Below are 13733 nucleotides of genomic sequence, written 5' to 3'. Positions count from 1 at the left end.
CTAGTATGTTTGGCCATCAAGTTGCTACCTTGAGTCGGCAGCACAATTTCTGTAAGTCTGGTGTGACATTGGTCGCGCCGGGATTCGTTCGGCCGTCCGTGACAGAACAGGTCGCCGCCGGGATCATCGCCTATAACCGGTTCCGACGTAAGGTGATCGCCCCAAGGGCCCATAAGGAGAATGAAAGATGAAACTGCACCATTTGCTGATGGGAACCGCACTGGCTCTCGTGCTTCCCGTGGCCGCCACGGCGCAAAGCCTGCCGGAAGGGCCGTATATCGGTGCCCAGATCGGCGTGAGCTGGCTGCAGGATCTGGACCTGAAGACCGCCACCACGACGGCCAAGGTCAACCCCAAGGAAACCATCGCCTCCGTCCTGGAGACCGGTTACCAGTTCGGTGACGGCCTGCGCCTGGGTGTCGAGGGTGGTTTCTCCATCCATCAGGTCGACACGATCAGCCCGAACCTGGGCAACCCGATCGGCGACGTCACCACCTTCACCCTGATGGGCGTGGTGCAGAAGGAATTCGACACGGGCTCCGCGTTCCGTCCCTATGTCAGCGCCGGCCTGGGCTGGGGCTGGGTGGACACCGACAATGTCGGCCCCGTCTTCACCGCCCCGTACTATTCCAACGCCGCGCAGGACAATTTCGCCTATCAGCTGGGCGTCGGTGTCGCCTATGCCCTGGCGTCGGACCTGGACCTGACCATCGGCTACCGCTATCAGGGTATCGATGATCTGAAGTTCAAGAACGAGACCCCGACCTACAAGTCGAACTACAGCTCGCACAGCGTGCTGATCGGCGTCCGTACCGTGTTCGGTGCCGCTCCGGAAAAGGCCGTGCCGGCCACGACCGTCGTGTCCCCGCCGCCGCCGCCCCCGGCTCCGGCGCCCGCCCCGGTCGCCGCTCCGGCCCCGACCATCACCCGCAACTTCACCGTCTTCTTCGACTGGGATCGTTCGACCCTGTCGGCCGACGCCCAGCAGGTCCTGCAGAACGTCGCCCGCGACGCCAAGGCTGGCAAGGTTGTGCAGATCAACGTGGCCGGCCATGCCGACACGTCGGGTCCGACCGACTATAACCAGAAGCTGTCCCAGCGCCGGGCCGAAGCCGTGCGCGAATATCTGGCCAGCCAGGGTCTGCCGTCCAACCAGATCGCCGTGGAAGCCAAGGGTGAGACGGACCTGCTGGTCCCGACCGCCGACGGTATCCGCGAGCCGTCGAACCGCCGCGCTGTCATCGTGTTCCCGTAATCGGAAACACCTGATTTCCGCCGGCCCTTGTCAGGGGCCGGCGGACCGGTACGGAAAAGGGCCGCTGCATGCAGCGGCCCTTTTCTTTGTCCAGGTTTCGGGTGGCGATTGACGCCACGCGGCCGGCCCCACGGATGTGGGTACCGGTGCTATTACTTGGATGGATAAAGTTTTATCTTAATGCCGTGTATTTCGTTCAGGTGTTTCACGCCATTGGCGCGATGCCATGTTCCATGGCCCAGATGGCGGCCTGGGTACGGTTGCCGGCGTTGATCTTGCGCATCGCGTTCTTGAAATGCATCTTCACGGTGCTTTCCGTGATCGATAGGCGCCTTGCGATGGCCTTGTTGGAATGGCCGCTGATGACGCAGGCCAGAATCTGTGTTTCACGCGGCGACAGGTCGGCGCCACCAGCCTCTCCCGCCGTCTCCGCGGCCATGGCGGCGGGGGCGGGGGCCTGGCCCATCCCCTGGGTGGCCGCGGCCGGATAGACGGCCTGGCCCATCAGGATCAGCCGCACGGCACGCAATACGGCGTTGAAGGAGGCACCCTTGGAGACATGGCCGTGGGCACCGGCCGACAGGCTGCGGTTCAACGCCGTCTGCGACAGGTCGGCGCTCAGTACCAGGATCCGGCTTTCCGGTGCCAGGAGGCGCAGCCTTTGCAGCGGGTCGCCATCCTCGCTCCGGTCCAGACCGGAAGGGTCGGTGATGATCAGGGCGGGGGGCGTTCCGTCGGAAAGGGCCTGTTCGGCGGTGGGAAGCGACGGCAGGGGTGATTCCACCGCCATCCCCTCTTCCTCCAGCAAGGCGGCCAAGGCCGCGCTGAACAGTTGATCATGGTCGACCAGCATCACAGCCCCGGATGTCATCCCCGCATACCCCCTTCGATCCAGCCCATTCCCATCGCCGCTGAACCAGGCGCATGTCGCATCCGACGGGAATTTTTCCCATGATTCCAAGCCCCTTGGGCCTGACGCTGAAAGTTTAGTTAAAATACAATCGATAGATCGACATTCCGAAGTAACCACAAAGGATAAAAGCTTCGAAATTCGATCTAATTTCATAACAACTCGGTTCCTGTGAAGAATATAAACAGATTCTCAACGAAATGACCAGAAGGAGGTTGCGAGAAGACTTAATCCGTATGAATATGTACGAGAGGTTAACACGGGGTCTGGATGCCCGTTTGTTGGAGGTCGTGATGACCATCGCTGTACGCCGGGGCGGCAATCCGCTGCGTGTCGTGACCACGGAAAATTATGCGCGCCCTTCCGGGGGTGATGCGCTTTCCGGCGTGCGTCGCCGCTGTTTCCTGATCATCGACCCCCAGGCGCTGGTCCGCCATGGTCTGGCCCTGACGCTGGCGTCGCTGCATGACGGGTCCCAGACCTGGCAGGCGGGAACCCCGGCGGAGGCCCTGACCCTGCTGGCCCAGGCGACCAGCGTGCCCGACGTGGTGCTGCTGGATGCCGACGGCCTGGGTACGGAACGGATGACCGCCATCGCCGATTTCCTGGCGCGGTTGCAGGGTGTGCCGGCCATCGTGATGTCGTCTGCCTTCACCCCCGCGGAAACGCGAACCCTGCTGACGGCCGGTGCCGTGGCCTGCCTGCTGAAAAGCGATCCCAGCGCCGTGCTGGCGGAGGCGGTATCGCTGGCGCTGACCCGTGAGGGATATGTGCAGATGCCCTATGCCATGCTGACCCCGTCCGTGGCGGCGCCGGTGGCGGAGGATCAGGCCGATTTCGCCTCCGTCGCCCGCCTGACCAACCGTCAGCGCGATATCTTCCGCCTGCTGCTGTCCGGTTGCTCCAACAAGGAGATCGCGCGGCAGTTGGGTGTGCTGGAAGGCACGGTGAAGGTGCATGTCCGCGCCATGATGCAGAAGTTGGGCGCGCGCAACCGCACCCAGATCGCCATCCTGGCGGCCCGCACGGGTTTCCGCGCGGACTGATCCTATTCGGGCTCGGAGATTTAAAAAGGCCCGGCCGATCCATTCGGCCGGGCCTTTTTAGTGGCCGGCGACTGCCGGCCCGCGGCCGCGTGGTCGCTGTCAAGCCAAGCCGCCGGATGGCGGCGCCCGACGCTTGATGGCACACGAAAGCTTCTTTACATCCCGGCCACGGTCATCCCGTCGATGCGGATGGTCGGCGCGTCGATGCCGTAACGCAGGTGCAGGTCGCTGGCCGGTACCAGGCGGCGGAACATGTCCTTCAGGTTGCCGGCGATGGTGATCTCGCTGACCGGATAGGCGATCTCGCCATTCTCGATCCAGAAGCCGGCGGCGCCACGCGAATAATCGCCGGTCACCCCATTCACGCCCTGGCCCATCATCTCCGTCACATACAGGCCCTGCTGGATATCGGCCATCAGTTCCTTGGGCGACAGCGGACCGGGAACCAGATAGACATTGGTGGCATTGGGGGCCGGCGGCCCGCTGGTGCCGCGCGTGGCATGGCCGGTGGGGGCCAGGCCCAGCTGACGTGAGGAGCGCAGATCCATCAGCCAGGTGGTCAGCACCCCGTCCTCGATCAGGTTGCGGCGATGGTTGGCCAGGCCTTCGGCATCGAACGGCTTGGACCGCAGGCCACGGCGGACATGCGGGTCCTCCACGATCCGGATGCCAGGCGCGAACACCTCCTTGCCCAGCCGGTCCTTCAGGAAGCTGGTACCGCGCGCGATGGCGGCCCCGGAAATGGCGCCGCACAGGGTGCCGACGAATCCGCCGGTCAGACGCGGGTCGAACACCACGGGTACGGACTGGCTCTTCACCTTGCGCGGGTTGAGCTTGGCCACCACCTTGTGCCCGGCCCGTGCCCCGATCTCCGCCGGGCTTTCCAGGTCGCTGCCATAGACGGTGGAGTGATAGTCGTAATCCCGCTCCATGCCGGTGCCTTCACCGGCCAGGACGGAGACGGACAGGCTGCGGCGCGACACGCCATAGCCGCCGGCAAACCCGTTGCTGGCCACCAGCGTCACGGCACTGCGGCTCCAGCTGGCATCCGCCCCGTCGGAATTGGTGACGCCGGCCACGGCGCGGGCCGCGTCCTCCGTGGCCTTGGCGCCCGCGATCAATTCTTCCGCCGTCGGCTCGGCCGGGTCCAGCAGGTCCAGGTCGGTCCAGCCGCTTGTGATCTGGTCCGGATCGGCGATGCCGCAGAACGGGTCCTCCGGCACGGCTCGTGCCATGGAAACGGCGCGTTCGGCCAGTTCCGCCAGCATGCGCGGGCTGCGGTCGGTGCTGGACACCACGGCCATGCGCTTGCCCACGAAGACACGCAGGCCCAGGTCGCCGGCTTCCGCCCGTTCCAGCCCCTCCGGCTGGCCCAGCCGGGTGGACAGCGACAGCGACGCCGCATCCACCAGCAGCGCGTCGGCCGCATCGGCCCCGGCGCGGCGGGCGCGGCCGATCAGGTCGTCCAGCAGGTTGGCGGCGTTCTGGTCGAAGGACGGCTTGCTCATTACGATTCCCGTATGCGCTGACCCTTCATCGGGCCCGTCACTGACATCTAGCACCGGCATCCCGGCCCGCAAAGGGTCAAAGCGTGACGGGCGATGGCGGCCCCCTGTGCCATCCGTGCAACAGGAACAAGGCGTTACCAAGCCGAAACCTGTCAGAGACAATATTAAACGTTTGCATGTTAAAAAGTCGCTTATATAGTCTTCCTATCGGGTATCGGGGCGATGCCCAGGATCAACATCAAGCCTTCGGGAGGCCGTAATGCGTGAAGCGACGAATTTTAAGCAGCGTGCCGCCATGGTCCTGCAAGCCCTGGTCCTGGCCGGTCTGTTCGTGGTGGCGGCGATGTCCGCTGGCGAGCAGGCGGCCCATGCCGAGGGCGGAACCATGGCGCACAACCAGGTGGCCGCGGCGCCGAAGGGCTGACCCTCCGGCGGGGAAGGTGACGGGGCTGGACGGCTGGTGCTAAACTGGCATCAGCCTTTCAATCCGTTACCAGGAAAATTTCCCCGATGCCTTCCTTCGACATCGTCTCCAAGACCGACATCGCCGAGGTCAACAACGCCGTGCAGGGCGTTGTGCGCGAGGTGCAGACGCGCTTCGACTTCAAGGGTTCCAAATCGACTCTGGAGGTGAAGGAGAAGGAGAACGAGATCCACATCCATACCGAGGATGCGCTGAAGCTGGCGCAGCTGCAGGAAATGCTGAAAGGCTATTTCGTGCGCCGCAAGCTGGACCCCGGTTGCCTGGACTGGGGCAAGGAGGAGAATGCCGCCGGCGGGACCCTGCGCCAGACCATCAAGGTCAAGCAGGGCCTGGACCAGACCCTGTCCAAGCAGATCAACAAGGCCATCAAGGACAGCAAGATGAAGGTCCAGGCCTCCATCCAGGGTGACGAACTGCGTGTGGTCGGCAAGAAGCTGGATGATCTGCAGGCCGCCATCGCCTTGGTGAAGGGGCTGAAGATCGAGCAACCGCTGCAGTACGTGAATTTCCGCGACTAACGTTTCCGACTCTCTACCGTCATCTCGGCGAAAGCCGGGGCCCAGTGTCAAGGCGCGGTCAGCGCCGATATGAGTCATGCCGCGGCTATCGCCGCTGAACTGGGCCCCGGCTTTCGCCGGGGTGACGGTGGGTGGTTGGGTACAGCCCAAACACCTACTTCTTCCCCAGCTTCGCCTTCAGCGCCAGTTTGGCCGCGCGATAGCGCGATGCCCAGCCGGGCTTTTCCTCCTGCGGGGCGCGGGAAATGGCCAGCGCGTCGGCGCCCACATCGCGCGTCACCACCGTGCCGGCCGCCGTATAGGCGCCGTCACCCACCGCGACCGGTGCCACCAGGGTGGAATGGGTGCCGATGAACACCTTCTCCCCGATGCGGGTACGGTGCTTCAGCACGCCGTCATAATTGCAGGTGATGGTGCCCGCACCGATATTGCTGCCGCCGCCGACATCGGCATCGCCCAGATAGGTCAGGTGGTTGGCCTTGGCCCCGGCGCCGAAATGCGTGTTCTTCAGTTCCACGAAATTGCCGATATGCGCGCCTTCACCGACATCCGTGCCGGGCCGCAGGCGGGCATAGGGGCCGATGATCGCATTCTTGCGGACCACCACGCCTTCCAGATGGCTGAAGGGCTTGATCTCCACCCCGTCCTCCACCGTCACGCCCGGCCCGAACACCACATTCTGGCCCACGGTGACGTCACGGCCCAGTTTGGTGTCGGCCGCGAAATAGACGGTTCGCGGGTCCAGCAGGGTGGCGCCGTTGATCATGGCGGCATGGCGCAGCCGGTCCTGGAAGATCTTCTCGATCCAAGCCAGTTCCACCCGGCTGTTTACGCCGGCCGTATCGTCGTTCGGCCCCTCGACGACGGCGCAGGTGAAACCCCTGGCCCGCGCCACGGAAACTGCATCGGTCAGGTAATATTCGCCCTTGGCGTTGTCATTGCCGATCCCGGCCAGCAGATCGCCCATCCGCGCCCCGTCGAACGCCATGAAGCCGGCATTGCACAGGGTGATGGCGCGTTCCTCGGGCGTCGCGTCCAGGTATTCGACGATCTTTTCCAGGCTGCCATCGGCGCCCAGGACCAGGCGGCCATAGGCGCCGGGATCGGCGGGCCGCATGCCCAGCACCACCACGGCGGGATCACCGGCCCCGCGCCGCGCCACCACCATGGCCGCCAGCGTGGCCGGCGTGATCAGCGGCGAATCGCCGTAAAGCACCAGCACGTCACCGGTGAAGCCCGACAGTTCACCCATCGCCGATTTCACCGCGTCACCCGTGCCCTGCTGGCGCTCCTGCACAACGGTGACATGCGGGGCCACGGCGGCGGCGACATTGTCCATGCCGGGGCCGACCACGACGACGATACGCTGCGGTGACAGGCTTTCCGCCGCCATCACCACATGTTTGACCATGGGCAGCCCACCCAGCGGGTGCAGCACCTTGGGCAGCGAGGATTTCATGCGCGTACCCTTGCCGGCGGCAAGGATGATGCAGGCGAGCGGACGATCAGTCATGGTGGCGGGCCGGGCGGCTGGTGATCCAAGCCGCCCATGTAACAGGACACCCCCGGCCACGCCAAGCGGAAGCGGCAGACGATATGAGCATCCTTGAACGGTTCCCCGCGATCATCTTCGATTTCGATGGCACCCTGATCGACAGCGCTCCCGACATCGCGCTCGGCCTGAACCGGCTGCTGGCGCAGGAGGGGCGGGCGGAGCTGCCACTGACCGATGTGCATGCCATGATCGGCGATGGGGCCGCCCGTCTGGTGGAGCGCGCCTTCGCCGCTACCGGCGAGGCGCTGGCGCCCGGTGCGCTGGCCCCGATGACCGCCCGCTATCTCGACCTTTACGGTGCCCTGCCGGTCGATCCCGCCTGTATTTACCCCGGCGTGGTGGAGACGCTGGCGGCGCTGAAGGCGGGTGGTCACCGGTTGGGCCTGTGCACCAACAAGCCGGCGGGCATCAGCCGTGACCTGCTGGGCGAACTGGGTCTGGCCGCCTTCTTCGATGCCGTGGCCGGCGGTGACACGGTGGCAGAGAAGAAACCGCACCCGGCGCCGCTGCTCTGGGTGATGGACCGGTTGGGCGTGGATGCGGGCGGAGCTGTCATGGTCGGTGACAATGCCAATGACGTGGCGGCGGCGCGTGGAGCCGGCGTGCCGGCGGTGGCCGTCGCCTATGGCTATCCGCGCATGCCGTTGGCCGATCTGGGCGCCGACATCATCATCGACAGGTTCGCCGATCTGCCGGCCGGGCTGGCCCGGCTGGCCTGACCTACCCGGCCTTTACCGCCGACAGGTGCATCTTCACGGCCCCCAGGGCGCTGTCCATCTCCAGCCGCACCGGCACCGGCGGGCCGCCGGCGATGGCGGGGGCGATATAGAGGGTGACGGGCACGTCCTTGGGCTTCACCCCCTCCCGGTCGCGGTCGCGCTGCCGGTTTTCCTTCCAGCGGCCGGCCAGCGGCTTGTAGCGCACGGTGCAGGCCGTGGCCGGGCCGGCATAGACCGACAGGCTGCTGGCCTCCAGCACCGTTTCGCCCTGGGTGGCGAAGATCAGGTCGTAACGCTGGCGCCCGTCATAGACGGGGACGGTGATGTCGCAATCGCCGGCCTTGGCCACCTTGTCCAGTACGGCGACGATGGCCGATACCGGGTCCACCGTGCCCAATCGCAGGTCGGCGGGCACCGGTTCCCGGTCCTTCTCCGGTTCCGGATCGGCCAGGGTCAGGGTCGGGGTGCCGTCGGGCGTATAATCCACCGTGGTCAGGCGCGGCTGGTCGCGCCAGCTGCCATGGGCGGTGAACCGGCGCGGGCGGGGCAGGGGGGCGGCCAGGCTGCCCTGGGCCCGCACATCCGTCTTCCACTGCGCCACCCGGCCCAGGAACCCGTCCGTCTGCATGCGCAGGCCGGCGCGGTAACCATCGGGCCCCAGTGCCATGTCGGCATCGGCGTCTAGCACATGCATGCCGCCAATATGCACCGAATAGGTCAGGGCCAGATCGCCCGCCTTGTCCTGTGCCATGGCTGGCAGGGATGGCGCGAGGGCCAGAAACGCGATCGGCAGGCAGCTCAGGGCACGCATGTCGGTTCGGCCTCCCAATCATTATGGCATCGGACGTAACGGCAATGTGGGTCTCAACCCCGCACCCCGCAAGGCTTTCGCCGGTGTTGGCGGAAAAAATCGCAGGTCCCCGACTTTTTCCCTTTGACAGGTCGCCGCCAACCCCTTAGAACCCCGCTCCACCGACGACGGATGGGCGCGTAGCTCAGCGGGAGAGCATCGCCTTCACACGGCGGGGGTCGCAGGTTCAATCCCTGCCGCGCCCACCATCCTCCGGTTCCAAAAAGCCGCCGACAGCAATGTCGGCGGCTTTTTTGTTTTATTATTCCCTCAGGTGCCGGGCGGGCGCGGACGCGCCCTTGGCTCACGCCGCACGTGCGGCGGGCCGGCGGTCGCCGGCCTGGAGAATTATCTGCTACTGTGCCCCGGCCGTCTTCGGCTTGCGCATCTCGTTCAGCTTTTCTTCCGTCTGGCGCGACCGCCACAGCCAGGGCGGTTCCACCCGGCCGGCCCAAAGGCCGCGGCGGAAGGAGATGGCCCGCGCCTCGATCGACACATAATCGAAGCTGAGCGGGCGATAAGCCAGCGCCATGCCGCGTTCCACCATGGCATAGGCCAGGTCGTCGCCATTTTCCGCCCGGCATATGGCCTGCTTCGGTCCCGTGACGGGGGACTTGCCACGTGGCGTGCATTCGATATCCCGGTTGTTGATCAGCAGTTCCAGGATGCGCTTGGACATGGCGAAGCAATCATATTCGCGCCCCCGCACATTCAGGCATTTCTGGTCCTTGTCGGGTGCGTCGATGCCGAACAGGCGGAATTCCTGGCCCTTAACGGTGACCAGATCGCCTTCCTTGGCGGTGCCGATGCCTTTCACGGGCGCATCCCCGCCGGCCTGGCCCAATGCGGCGGGTACAAACCCCAGCAGGGCGGCCAGCCCCAGGAGGGCCATTCCCGCCCTCACAGCAGGCTCCCCACGGCCTTGGCGGGTATGGCCGTTTCCGGCTGGTAGTCATCCAGCAGCTCCGGCCCGTCATGGCGCACGGCATTGACCAGGGGGGTGACCGGCCGCAGGGTCAGCGCGCCCGTCGCCGGTGCCCGCATCAGGCCGTGGCGCGCGATTTCCGGTGTGGCGGGCGACAGCCAGCGTTCGATCGCCCCCTCGTCCATCAGCATCACCGGCGTGCGCTCATGGATACGGGCCAGTTCGTCATTGGCGGGCGCGGTCAGGATGCAGCAGGTGAACAGGGGCCCGTCCCCCCCGCCGCGCCAGACATCCCACAGGGCGGCAAACGCCATGGGACCGCCATCGGCGCGGGCCACATACCAGGGCTGCTTGCGGTCGCCGGTCTGCGGCCATTCATAGAATCCGTCGGCGGGAATGATGGCACGGCGCTTCTGCCAGGATTCGCGGAAAGACGGCTTGTCCGCGGCACTCTCGCTGCGGGCATTGATCATGCGGGCCGCCCCCGAGGCATCATTGGCCCAGGACGGCACCAGGCCCCAGCGCATCGCAATCATCGACCGCGCGCCGGCCCGGTCCAGCCCGATCACCCCGATTTCCGCCGTGGGCGCGATGTTGTAGCGGGCGACCAGATGCCGGGGGGCCATGTCGGCGCGCAGCGTGGCGCCGAAGCCCGCGGCCATGTCTTCCAGGCTTTTCTGCACAAACCGCCCGCACATGCCTGCATCGTCCCCCGTTGCGCTGCCGGCCAGAGTACCGGGGTGAAAGCGGGTTGAACAGGACCCCTTGTCAGGGCGACAGGTGTTTCCAATATGATCCGTGAAGGAAAAGTCACCGTGAAGTCACAGGCCGGGACCGGAACCTTCGTTTAACTTCTCCGTTGGGGCGACAGGGGCATGAAAGCTGGCTGGCCGTCAGGGCCGGCGGGAGAACGCGCATGTCGTATATTTCTGGTGTTGTCATTACCGCGGCCGAACGCGCCGCCCTGTTGCGGCTGGATGAACCCGAAGAGGTGCAATCCGCCCATATCTGGCCGCCGCGCCGGCCGCGCGGCATGGATCGCCGTACCATGAAGCTGCAATTGGATGGCGATCTGGTGGATTGGTTCCGCCGTCATGGTGGCGGCGACCGCGCCATGCAGGCCCGGATCAACGCGGCCCTGCGTGCCTATATGGCCGACCATGACGATGGGGAGTGACCGGGAGGCTTGGCCCCCCGTGATCCATTCCCTATGATCGGGCGAATTTTGGCCAGGAGAGCCTTCGCCCATGTCCCTGGAAGTACTGTCCCCGGAAGAACTGGCGGGCCTGTTGCCCGCCGTCCGCGCTGCTGCTGAAAAGGCATCCGCCGCTATCCTGCGCCATTACGAGGCCGGGGCCGAAGCGGTGGAGAAGGCCGATGGCAGCCCCGTGACTGCCGCCGACAATGATGCCGATGCTATCATCCTGGCAGCGCTCCGCGCCCTGACCCCCGCCATCCCCGTGGTGACGGAGGAGGAGGTGGCCGCCGGCCGCATCCCCGACATCTCCGCCGGCACCTTCTGGCTGGTCGATCCGCTGGACGGCACCAAGGAATTCATCAAGCGTAATGGCGAGTTCACCGTGAACATCGCCCTGATCCAGGACGGCGCGCCCGTCCTGGGCGTCGTCATGCTGCCCGTGGGCGGCACCATGTACGCCGCATCCGGTCCCGACACTGCCGTACGCGGTCGCCCGGGGCAGCCGGATGAACCCATCCGGGTACGCGCGGTGCCGGCTTTGGGCCTGACCGTGCTGACCTCGCGCAGTCATGCCGATAATGCAGCCGTGGAGGAATTCCTGACGGGCCGGCGGGTGTCACAAAAGGTCGCGGCCGGCAGTTCTCTGAAATTCTGCCGCGTGGCGGAAGGGGTGGGCGATGTCTATCCCCGCCTGGGCCCCACCTGCGAATGGGACATCGCCGCCGGCCATGCCGTGCTGCTGGGGGCGGGCGGCTGCCTGACCCTGCTGGATGGCGAGCCCTTCCCCTATGGCAAGGCTCCCACCTTCCTGAACCCGCATTTCGTGGCCTGGGGCGGGGCATGACAGGCTTGCGATAGAGAGCGCAGCATCCGCGCACCCCTGTGCCTACATATGCTCCATCTTCCTTCCTTCAGGGCTACCCACCATGTCCCAGTATGATTTCGACCTGTTCACCATTGGCGCCGGTTCGGGCGGGGTGCGGGCGTCGCGCATCGCGGCGGGGCATGGGGCGCGTGTGGCGGTGGCGGAGGAACGCTATTTCGGCGGCACATGCGTCAATGTCGGCTGCGTGCCCAAGAAGCTGCTGGTCTATGGCGCGGAATATGGCCAGGCGTTCGAGGATGCGGCCGGTTTCGGCTGGCAGGTGGAAAAGCCCACCCATGACTGGAACGCCCTGATCGAAGCCAAGGACAAGGAGATCGCGCGCCTGAACGGCATCTATCAGCGTCTGCTGGAAGGGGCCGGCGTGACGGTGTTCGAAGGTCGCGCCACCATCGTCGATGCCCATACGGTGGAAGTGAACGGCAAGCGTGTGACGGCGGAACGGATCCTGGTCGCCACCGGCGGCTGGCCGGAACTGCCCAAGGAGCCGGGGGCGCGGGAATATGGCATCACGTCGAACGAGATCTTCTATCTGAAGGAATTCCCCAAGCGCGTCGTCGTCGCCGGCGGCGGCTATATCGCGCTGGAATTCGCCGGGCTGTTCAATGGCTTGGGTGCCAAGGTCACCCAGCTCTATCGCGGCCGGCAGATCCTGCGCGGATTCGACCTGGATGTACGGGAATTCGTGGCGGACGAGGTGCGTAAGTCCGGCATCGACCTGCGCCTGAACACCATCATCGACCGGATCGAGAAGGTGGAGACCGGCCTGATCGCGCATCTGTCCGACGGGCAGCGCATCGAATGCGATGCGGTTGTTTACGCCATCGGCCGTAAGCCCCTAACCAAGGATCTGGGGCTGGAGAAGCCGGGCGTGGAACTGGATGATGCCGGGGCCATCAAGGTCAATGACCAGTACCAGACCAACGTTCCCAGCATCTACGCCCTGGGCGACGTCACCAATCGCGTCAACCTGACGCCCGTGGCCCTGGCGGAGGGGCATGTGCTGGCCGATCGCCTGTACGGCAACCGTGCGCGCGACGTGAATTACGACAATATCCCCACTGCCGTCTTCTCCATCCCGCCCGTCGCCACGGTCGGCATCACGGAGGAACAGGCGCGTGCCACCTTGCCCAGCGGCGTCGATATTTATCGCACCAATTTCAAGCCGATGCGCCACCAGCTGTCGGGCCGTGATCAGCGTACCTTCATGAAGCTGGTGGTAGACCGGGAAACACAGAAGGTCGTGGGCAGCCACATGGTGGGCACCGACACGCCGGAGATGATCCAGGGCATCGCGGTGGCCATGAATGCCGGTGCCACCAAGCAGATGTTCGACAACACGATCGGCCTGCACCCCACGGCGGCGGAGGAATTCGTCACCATGCGGACGAAGTCGCCGGACCCGGTGTGATTGTCGCTTCGAGCCGCTCTACACCGTCATCCTCGCGCAAGCGGGGATCCAGCGTAGAGCGGCGTCCGCCGCGATAAGACCCATATCGGCGCTTACCGCGCCTTACGCTGGATTACCGCTTTCGCGGGAATGACGGTGGATATTCATGTGGATCGACATAACAACCCCAAACACAAAAAGCGCCGCCAGGATGCTCCCGGCGGCGCTTTTCGTTTGCCTTGCGGCCAAGCTGCTTACTTCAGGCCGAAGCTCTGGAAGCGCTTGTTGAACTTGGCGATCTGACCGCCGGTGTCCAGCAGCTTCTGCACGCCCGTCCACGCCGGGTGGGACTTCGGATCGATGTCCAGACGCAGCGTGTCGCCGGCCTTGCCCATGGTGGTGCGGGTCTTGAAGGAGCTACCGTCGGTCATGACGACGGTGATCTCGTGGTACTCGGGGTGGATATCAGGCTTCATGGTCGGCAGTCCCTAA

The 13733-nt window shown here is 65.4% G+C and carries 15 protein-coding genes and 1 tRNA gene; 9 read left to right on the top strand and 7 right to left on the bottom strand.

The window, feature by feature from the left end; genetic code table 11:
• The first annotated feature begins 187 nt into the window (after positions 1-187).
• On the top strand, positions 188-1255 hold the full coding sequence (locus tag ACM9HJ_RS14075) for an OmpA family protein (protein ID WP_416572369.1): 1068 nt from the start codon (positions 188-190) through the stop codon (positions 1253-1255).
• Positions 1256-1460: 205 nt separating this feature from the next.
• Here ACM9HJ_RS14075 and ACM9HJ_RS14070 read toward each other — a convergent pair whose 3' ends face one another.
• On the bottom strand, positions 1461-2126 hold the full coding sequence (locus ACM9HJ_RS14070) for a LuxR C-terminal-related transcriptional regulator (RefSeq protein WP_416572368.1): 666 nt from the start codon (positions 2124-2126) through the stop codon (positions 1461-1463).
• A 332-nt stretch (positions 2127-2458) separates the two neighbouring features.
• On the opposite strand from ACM9HJ_RS14070, the gene ACM9HJ_RS14065 reads away from it, so the two are divergent.
• On the top strand, positions 2459-3211 hold the full coding sequence (locus ACM9HJ_RS14065) for a response regulator transcription factor (protein WP_416572367.1): 753 nt from the start codon (positions 2459-2461) through the stop codon (positions 3209-3211).
• 155 nt (positions 3212-3366) lie between these two features.
• Here the strand turns inward: ACM9HJ_RS14065 and ACM9HJ_RS14060 are convergent, their stop codons facing one another.
• A complete protein-coding gene (locus ACM9HJ_RS14060; RefSeq protein WP_416572366.1) occupies positions 3367-4719 on the bottom strand; it encodes a TldD/PmbA family protein in 1353 nt (450 codons plus the stop codon).
• Positions 4720-4978: 259 nt separating this feature from the next.
• On the opposite strand from ACM9HJ_RS14060, the gene ACM9HJ_RS14055 reads away from it, so the two are divergent.
• Together ACM9HJ_RS14055 and ACM9HJ_RS14050 are read left to right on the top strand one after the other, a co-directional pair.
• Positions 4979-5143 (top strand): hypothetical protein, encoded by a 165-nt coding sequence (locus ACM9HJ_RS14055; protein ID WP_416572365.1) that lies wholly within the window; start codon positions 4979-4981, stop codon positions 5141-5143.
• A gap of 86 nt (positions 5144-5229) precedes the next feature.
• Positions 5230-5721, top strand: coding sequence for a YajQ family cyclic di-GMP-binding protein (locus ACM9HJ_RS14050; protein WP_416572364.1), 492 nt, complete (start codon positions 5230-5232; stop codon positions 5719-5721).
• Positions 5722-5875: 154 nt separating this feature from the next.
• Here ACM9HJ_RS14050 and glmU read toward each other — a convergent pair whose 3' ends face one another.
• Positions 5876-7234, bottom strand: coding sequence for a bifunctional UDP-N-acetylglucosamine diphosphorylase/glucosamine-1-phosphate N-acetyltransferase GlmU (glmU, locus tag ACM9HJ_RS14045; RefSeq protein WP_416572363.1), 1359 nt, complete (start codon positions 7232-7234; stop codon positions 5876-5878).
• A gap of 83 nt (positions 7235-7317) precedes the next feature.
• On the opposite strand from glmU, the gene gph reads away from it, so the two are divergent.
• A complete protein-coding gene (gene gph / locus ACM9HJ_RS14040) occupies positions 7318-7995 on the top strand; it encodes a phosphoglycolate phosphatase (protein WP_416572362.1) in 678 nt (225 codons plus the stop codon).
• A gap of 1 nt (position 7996) precedes the next feature.
• Here gph and ACM9HJ_RS14035 read toward each other — a convergent pair whose 3' ends face one another.
• Positions 7997-8806 carry a DUF3108 domain-containing protein gene (locus tag ACM9HJ_RS14035; protein WP_416572361.1) on the bottom strand — a complete coding sequence of 270 codons (810 nt, stop codon included), beginning with the start codon at positions 8804-8806 and terminating at the stop codon, positions 7997-7999.
• Positions 8807-8979: 173 nt separating this feature from the next.
• Here ACM9HJ_RS14035 and ACM9HJ_RS14030 point away from each other — a divergent pair.
• Positions 8980-9054: transfer RNA gene (locus tag ACM9HJ_RS14030), tRNA-Val, on the top strand.
• A 146-nt stretch (positions 9055-9200) separates the two neighbouring features.
• Here ACM9HJ_RS14030 and ACM9HJ_RS14025 read toward each other — a convergent pair.
• Both ACM9HJ_RS14025 and ACM9HJ_RS14020 read right to left on the bottom strand, forming a co-directional pair.
• Positions 9201-9737 (bottom strand): thermonuclease family protein, encoded by a 537-nt coding sequence (locus ACM9HJ_RS14025; RefSeq protein WP_416572360.1) that lies wholly within the window; start codon positions 9735-9737, stop codon positions 9201-9203.
• Positions 9738-9745: 8 nt separating this feature from the next.
• Positions 9746-10468 carry an SOS response-associated peptidase gene (locus ACM9HJ_RS14020; protein WP_416572359.1) on the bottom strand — a complete coding sequence of 241 codons (723 nt, stop codon included), beginning with the start codon at positions 10466-10468 and terminating at the stop codon, positions 9746-9748.
• 218 nt (positions 10469-10686) lie between these two features.
• Between ACM9HJ_RS14020 and ACM9HJ_RS14015 the strand changes: the two genes are divergently transcribed.
• The 3 genes from ACM9HJ_RS14015 to gor all read left to right on the top strand — a co-directional run bounded on the left by ACM9HJ_RS14015 (position 10687) and on the right by gor (position 13262).
• Positions 10687-10947: a BrnA antitoxin family protein gene (locus tag ACM9HJ_RS14015; RefSeq protein WP_416572358.1), complete on the top strand. Its 261-nt coding sequence runs from the start codon at positions 10687-10689 to the stop codon at positions 10945-10947.
• 70 nt (positions 10948-11017) lie between these two features.
• The gene (gene cysQ / locus ACM9HJ_RS14010) at positions 11018-11812 is read left to right on the top strand and encodes a 3'(2'),5'-bisphosphate nucleotidase CysQ (protein ID WP_416572357.1); all 795 of its coding nucleotides are present in this window, start codon (positions 11018-11020) and stop codon (positions 11810-11812) included.
• An 82-nt stretch (positions 11813-11894) separates the two neighbouring features.
• Positions 11895-13262 carry a glutathione-disulfide reductase gene (gene gor / locus ACM9HJ_RS14005; protein WP_416572356.1) on the top strand — a complete coding sequence of 456 codons (1368 nt, stop codon included), beginning with the start codon at positions 11895-11897 and terminating at the stop codon, positions 13260-13262.
• A 233-nt stretch (positions 13263-13495) separates the two neighbouring features.
• On the opposite strand, the gene rpmE is transcribed toward gor, so the two are convergent.
• Positions 13496-13717, bottom strand: a complete 222-nt coding sequence (gene rpmE / locus ACM9HJ_RS14000; RefSeq protein ID WP_416572355.1) for a 50S ribosomal protein L31 — start codon at positions 13715-13717, stop codon at positions 13496-13498.
• Positions 13718-13733: the final 16 nt, after the last annotated feature.

This window comes from Niveispirillum sp. KHB5.9, assembly GCF_048066115.1.
Lineage (GTDB): Bacteria > Pseudomonadota > Alphaproteobacteria > Azospirillales > Azospirillaceae > Niveispirillum.
This window is presented reverse-complemented; position numbering and strand designations above follow the sequence as displayed.

Excerpts from the sequence above, each read along its gene's own strand:
- ACM9HJ_RS14060 (WP_416572366.1), bottom strand. The coding sequence starts at position 4,719 with ATGAGCAAGCCGTCCTTCGACCAGAACGCCGCCAACCTGCTGGACGAC.
- gph (WP_416572362.1), top strand. The coding sequence starts at position 7,318 with ATGAGCATCCTTGAACGGTTCCCCGCGATCATCTTCGATTTCGATGGC.
- ACM9HJ_RS14070 (WP_416572368.1), bottom strand. The coding sequence starts at position 2,126 with ATGACATCCGGGGCTGTGATGCTGGTCGACCATGATCAACTGTTCAGC.
- ACM9HJ_RS14025 (WP_416572360.1), bottom strand. The coding sequence starts at position 9,737 with ATGGCCCTCCTGGGGCTGGCCGCCCTGCTGGGGTTTGTACCCGCCGCA.
- ACM9HJ_RS14065 (WP_416572367.1), top strand. The coding sequence starts at position 2,459 with ATGACCATCGCTGTACGCCGGGGCGGCAATCCGCTGCGTGTCGTGACC.
- rpmE (WP_416572355.1), bottom strand. The coding sequence starts at position 13,717 with ATGAAGCCTGATATCCACCCCGAGTACCACGAGATCACCGTCGTCATG.
- ACM9HJ_RS14020 (WP_416572359.1), bottom strand. The coding sequence starts at position 10,468 with ATGTGCGGGCGGTTTGTGCAGAAAAGCCTGGAAGACATGGCCGCGGGC.
- ACM9HJ_RS14050 (WP_416572364.1), top strand. The coding sequence starts at position 5,230 with ATGCCTTCCTTCGACATCGTCTCCAAGACCGACATCGCCGAGGTCAAC.
- gor (WP_416572356.1), top strand. The coding sequence starts at position 11,895 with ATGTCCCAGTATGATTTCGACCTGTTCACCATTGGCGCCGGTTCGGGC.
- glmU (WP_416572363.1), bottom strand. The coding sequence starts at position 7,234 with ATGACTGATCGTCCGCTCGCCTGCATCATCCTTGCCGCCGGCAAGGGT.
- cysQ (WP_416572357.1), top strand. The coding sequence starts at position 11,018 with ATGTCCCTGGAAGTACTGTCCCCGGAAGAACTGGCGGGCCTGTTGCCC.
- ACM9HJ_RS14055 (WP_416572365.1), top strand. The coding sequence starts at position 4,979 with ATGCGTGAAGCGACGAATTTTAAGCAGCGTGCCGCCATGGTCCTGCAA.
- ACM9HJ_RS14075 (WP_416572369.1), top strand. The coding sequence starts at position 188 with ATGAAACTGCACCATTTGCTGATGGGAACCGCACTGGCTCTCGTGCTT.
- ACM9HJ_RS14015 (WP_416572358.1), top strand. The coding sequence starts at position 10,687 with ATGTCGTATATTTCTGGTGTTGTCATTACCGCGGCCGAACGCGCCGCC.
- ACM9HJ_RS14035 (WP_416572361.1), bottom strand. The coding sequence starts at position 8,806 with ATGCGTGCCCTGAGCTGCCTGCCGATCGCGTTTCTGGCCCTCGCGCCA.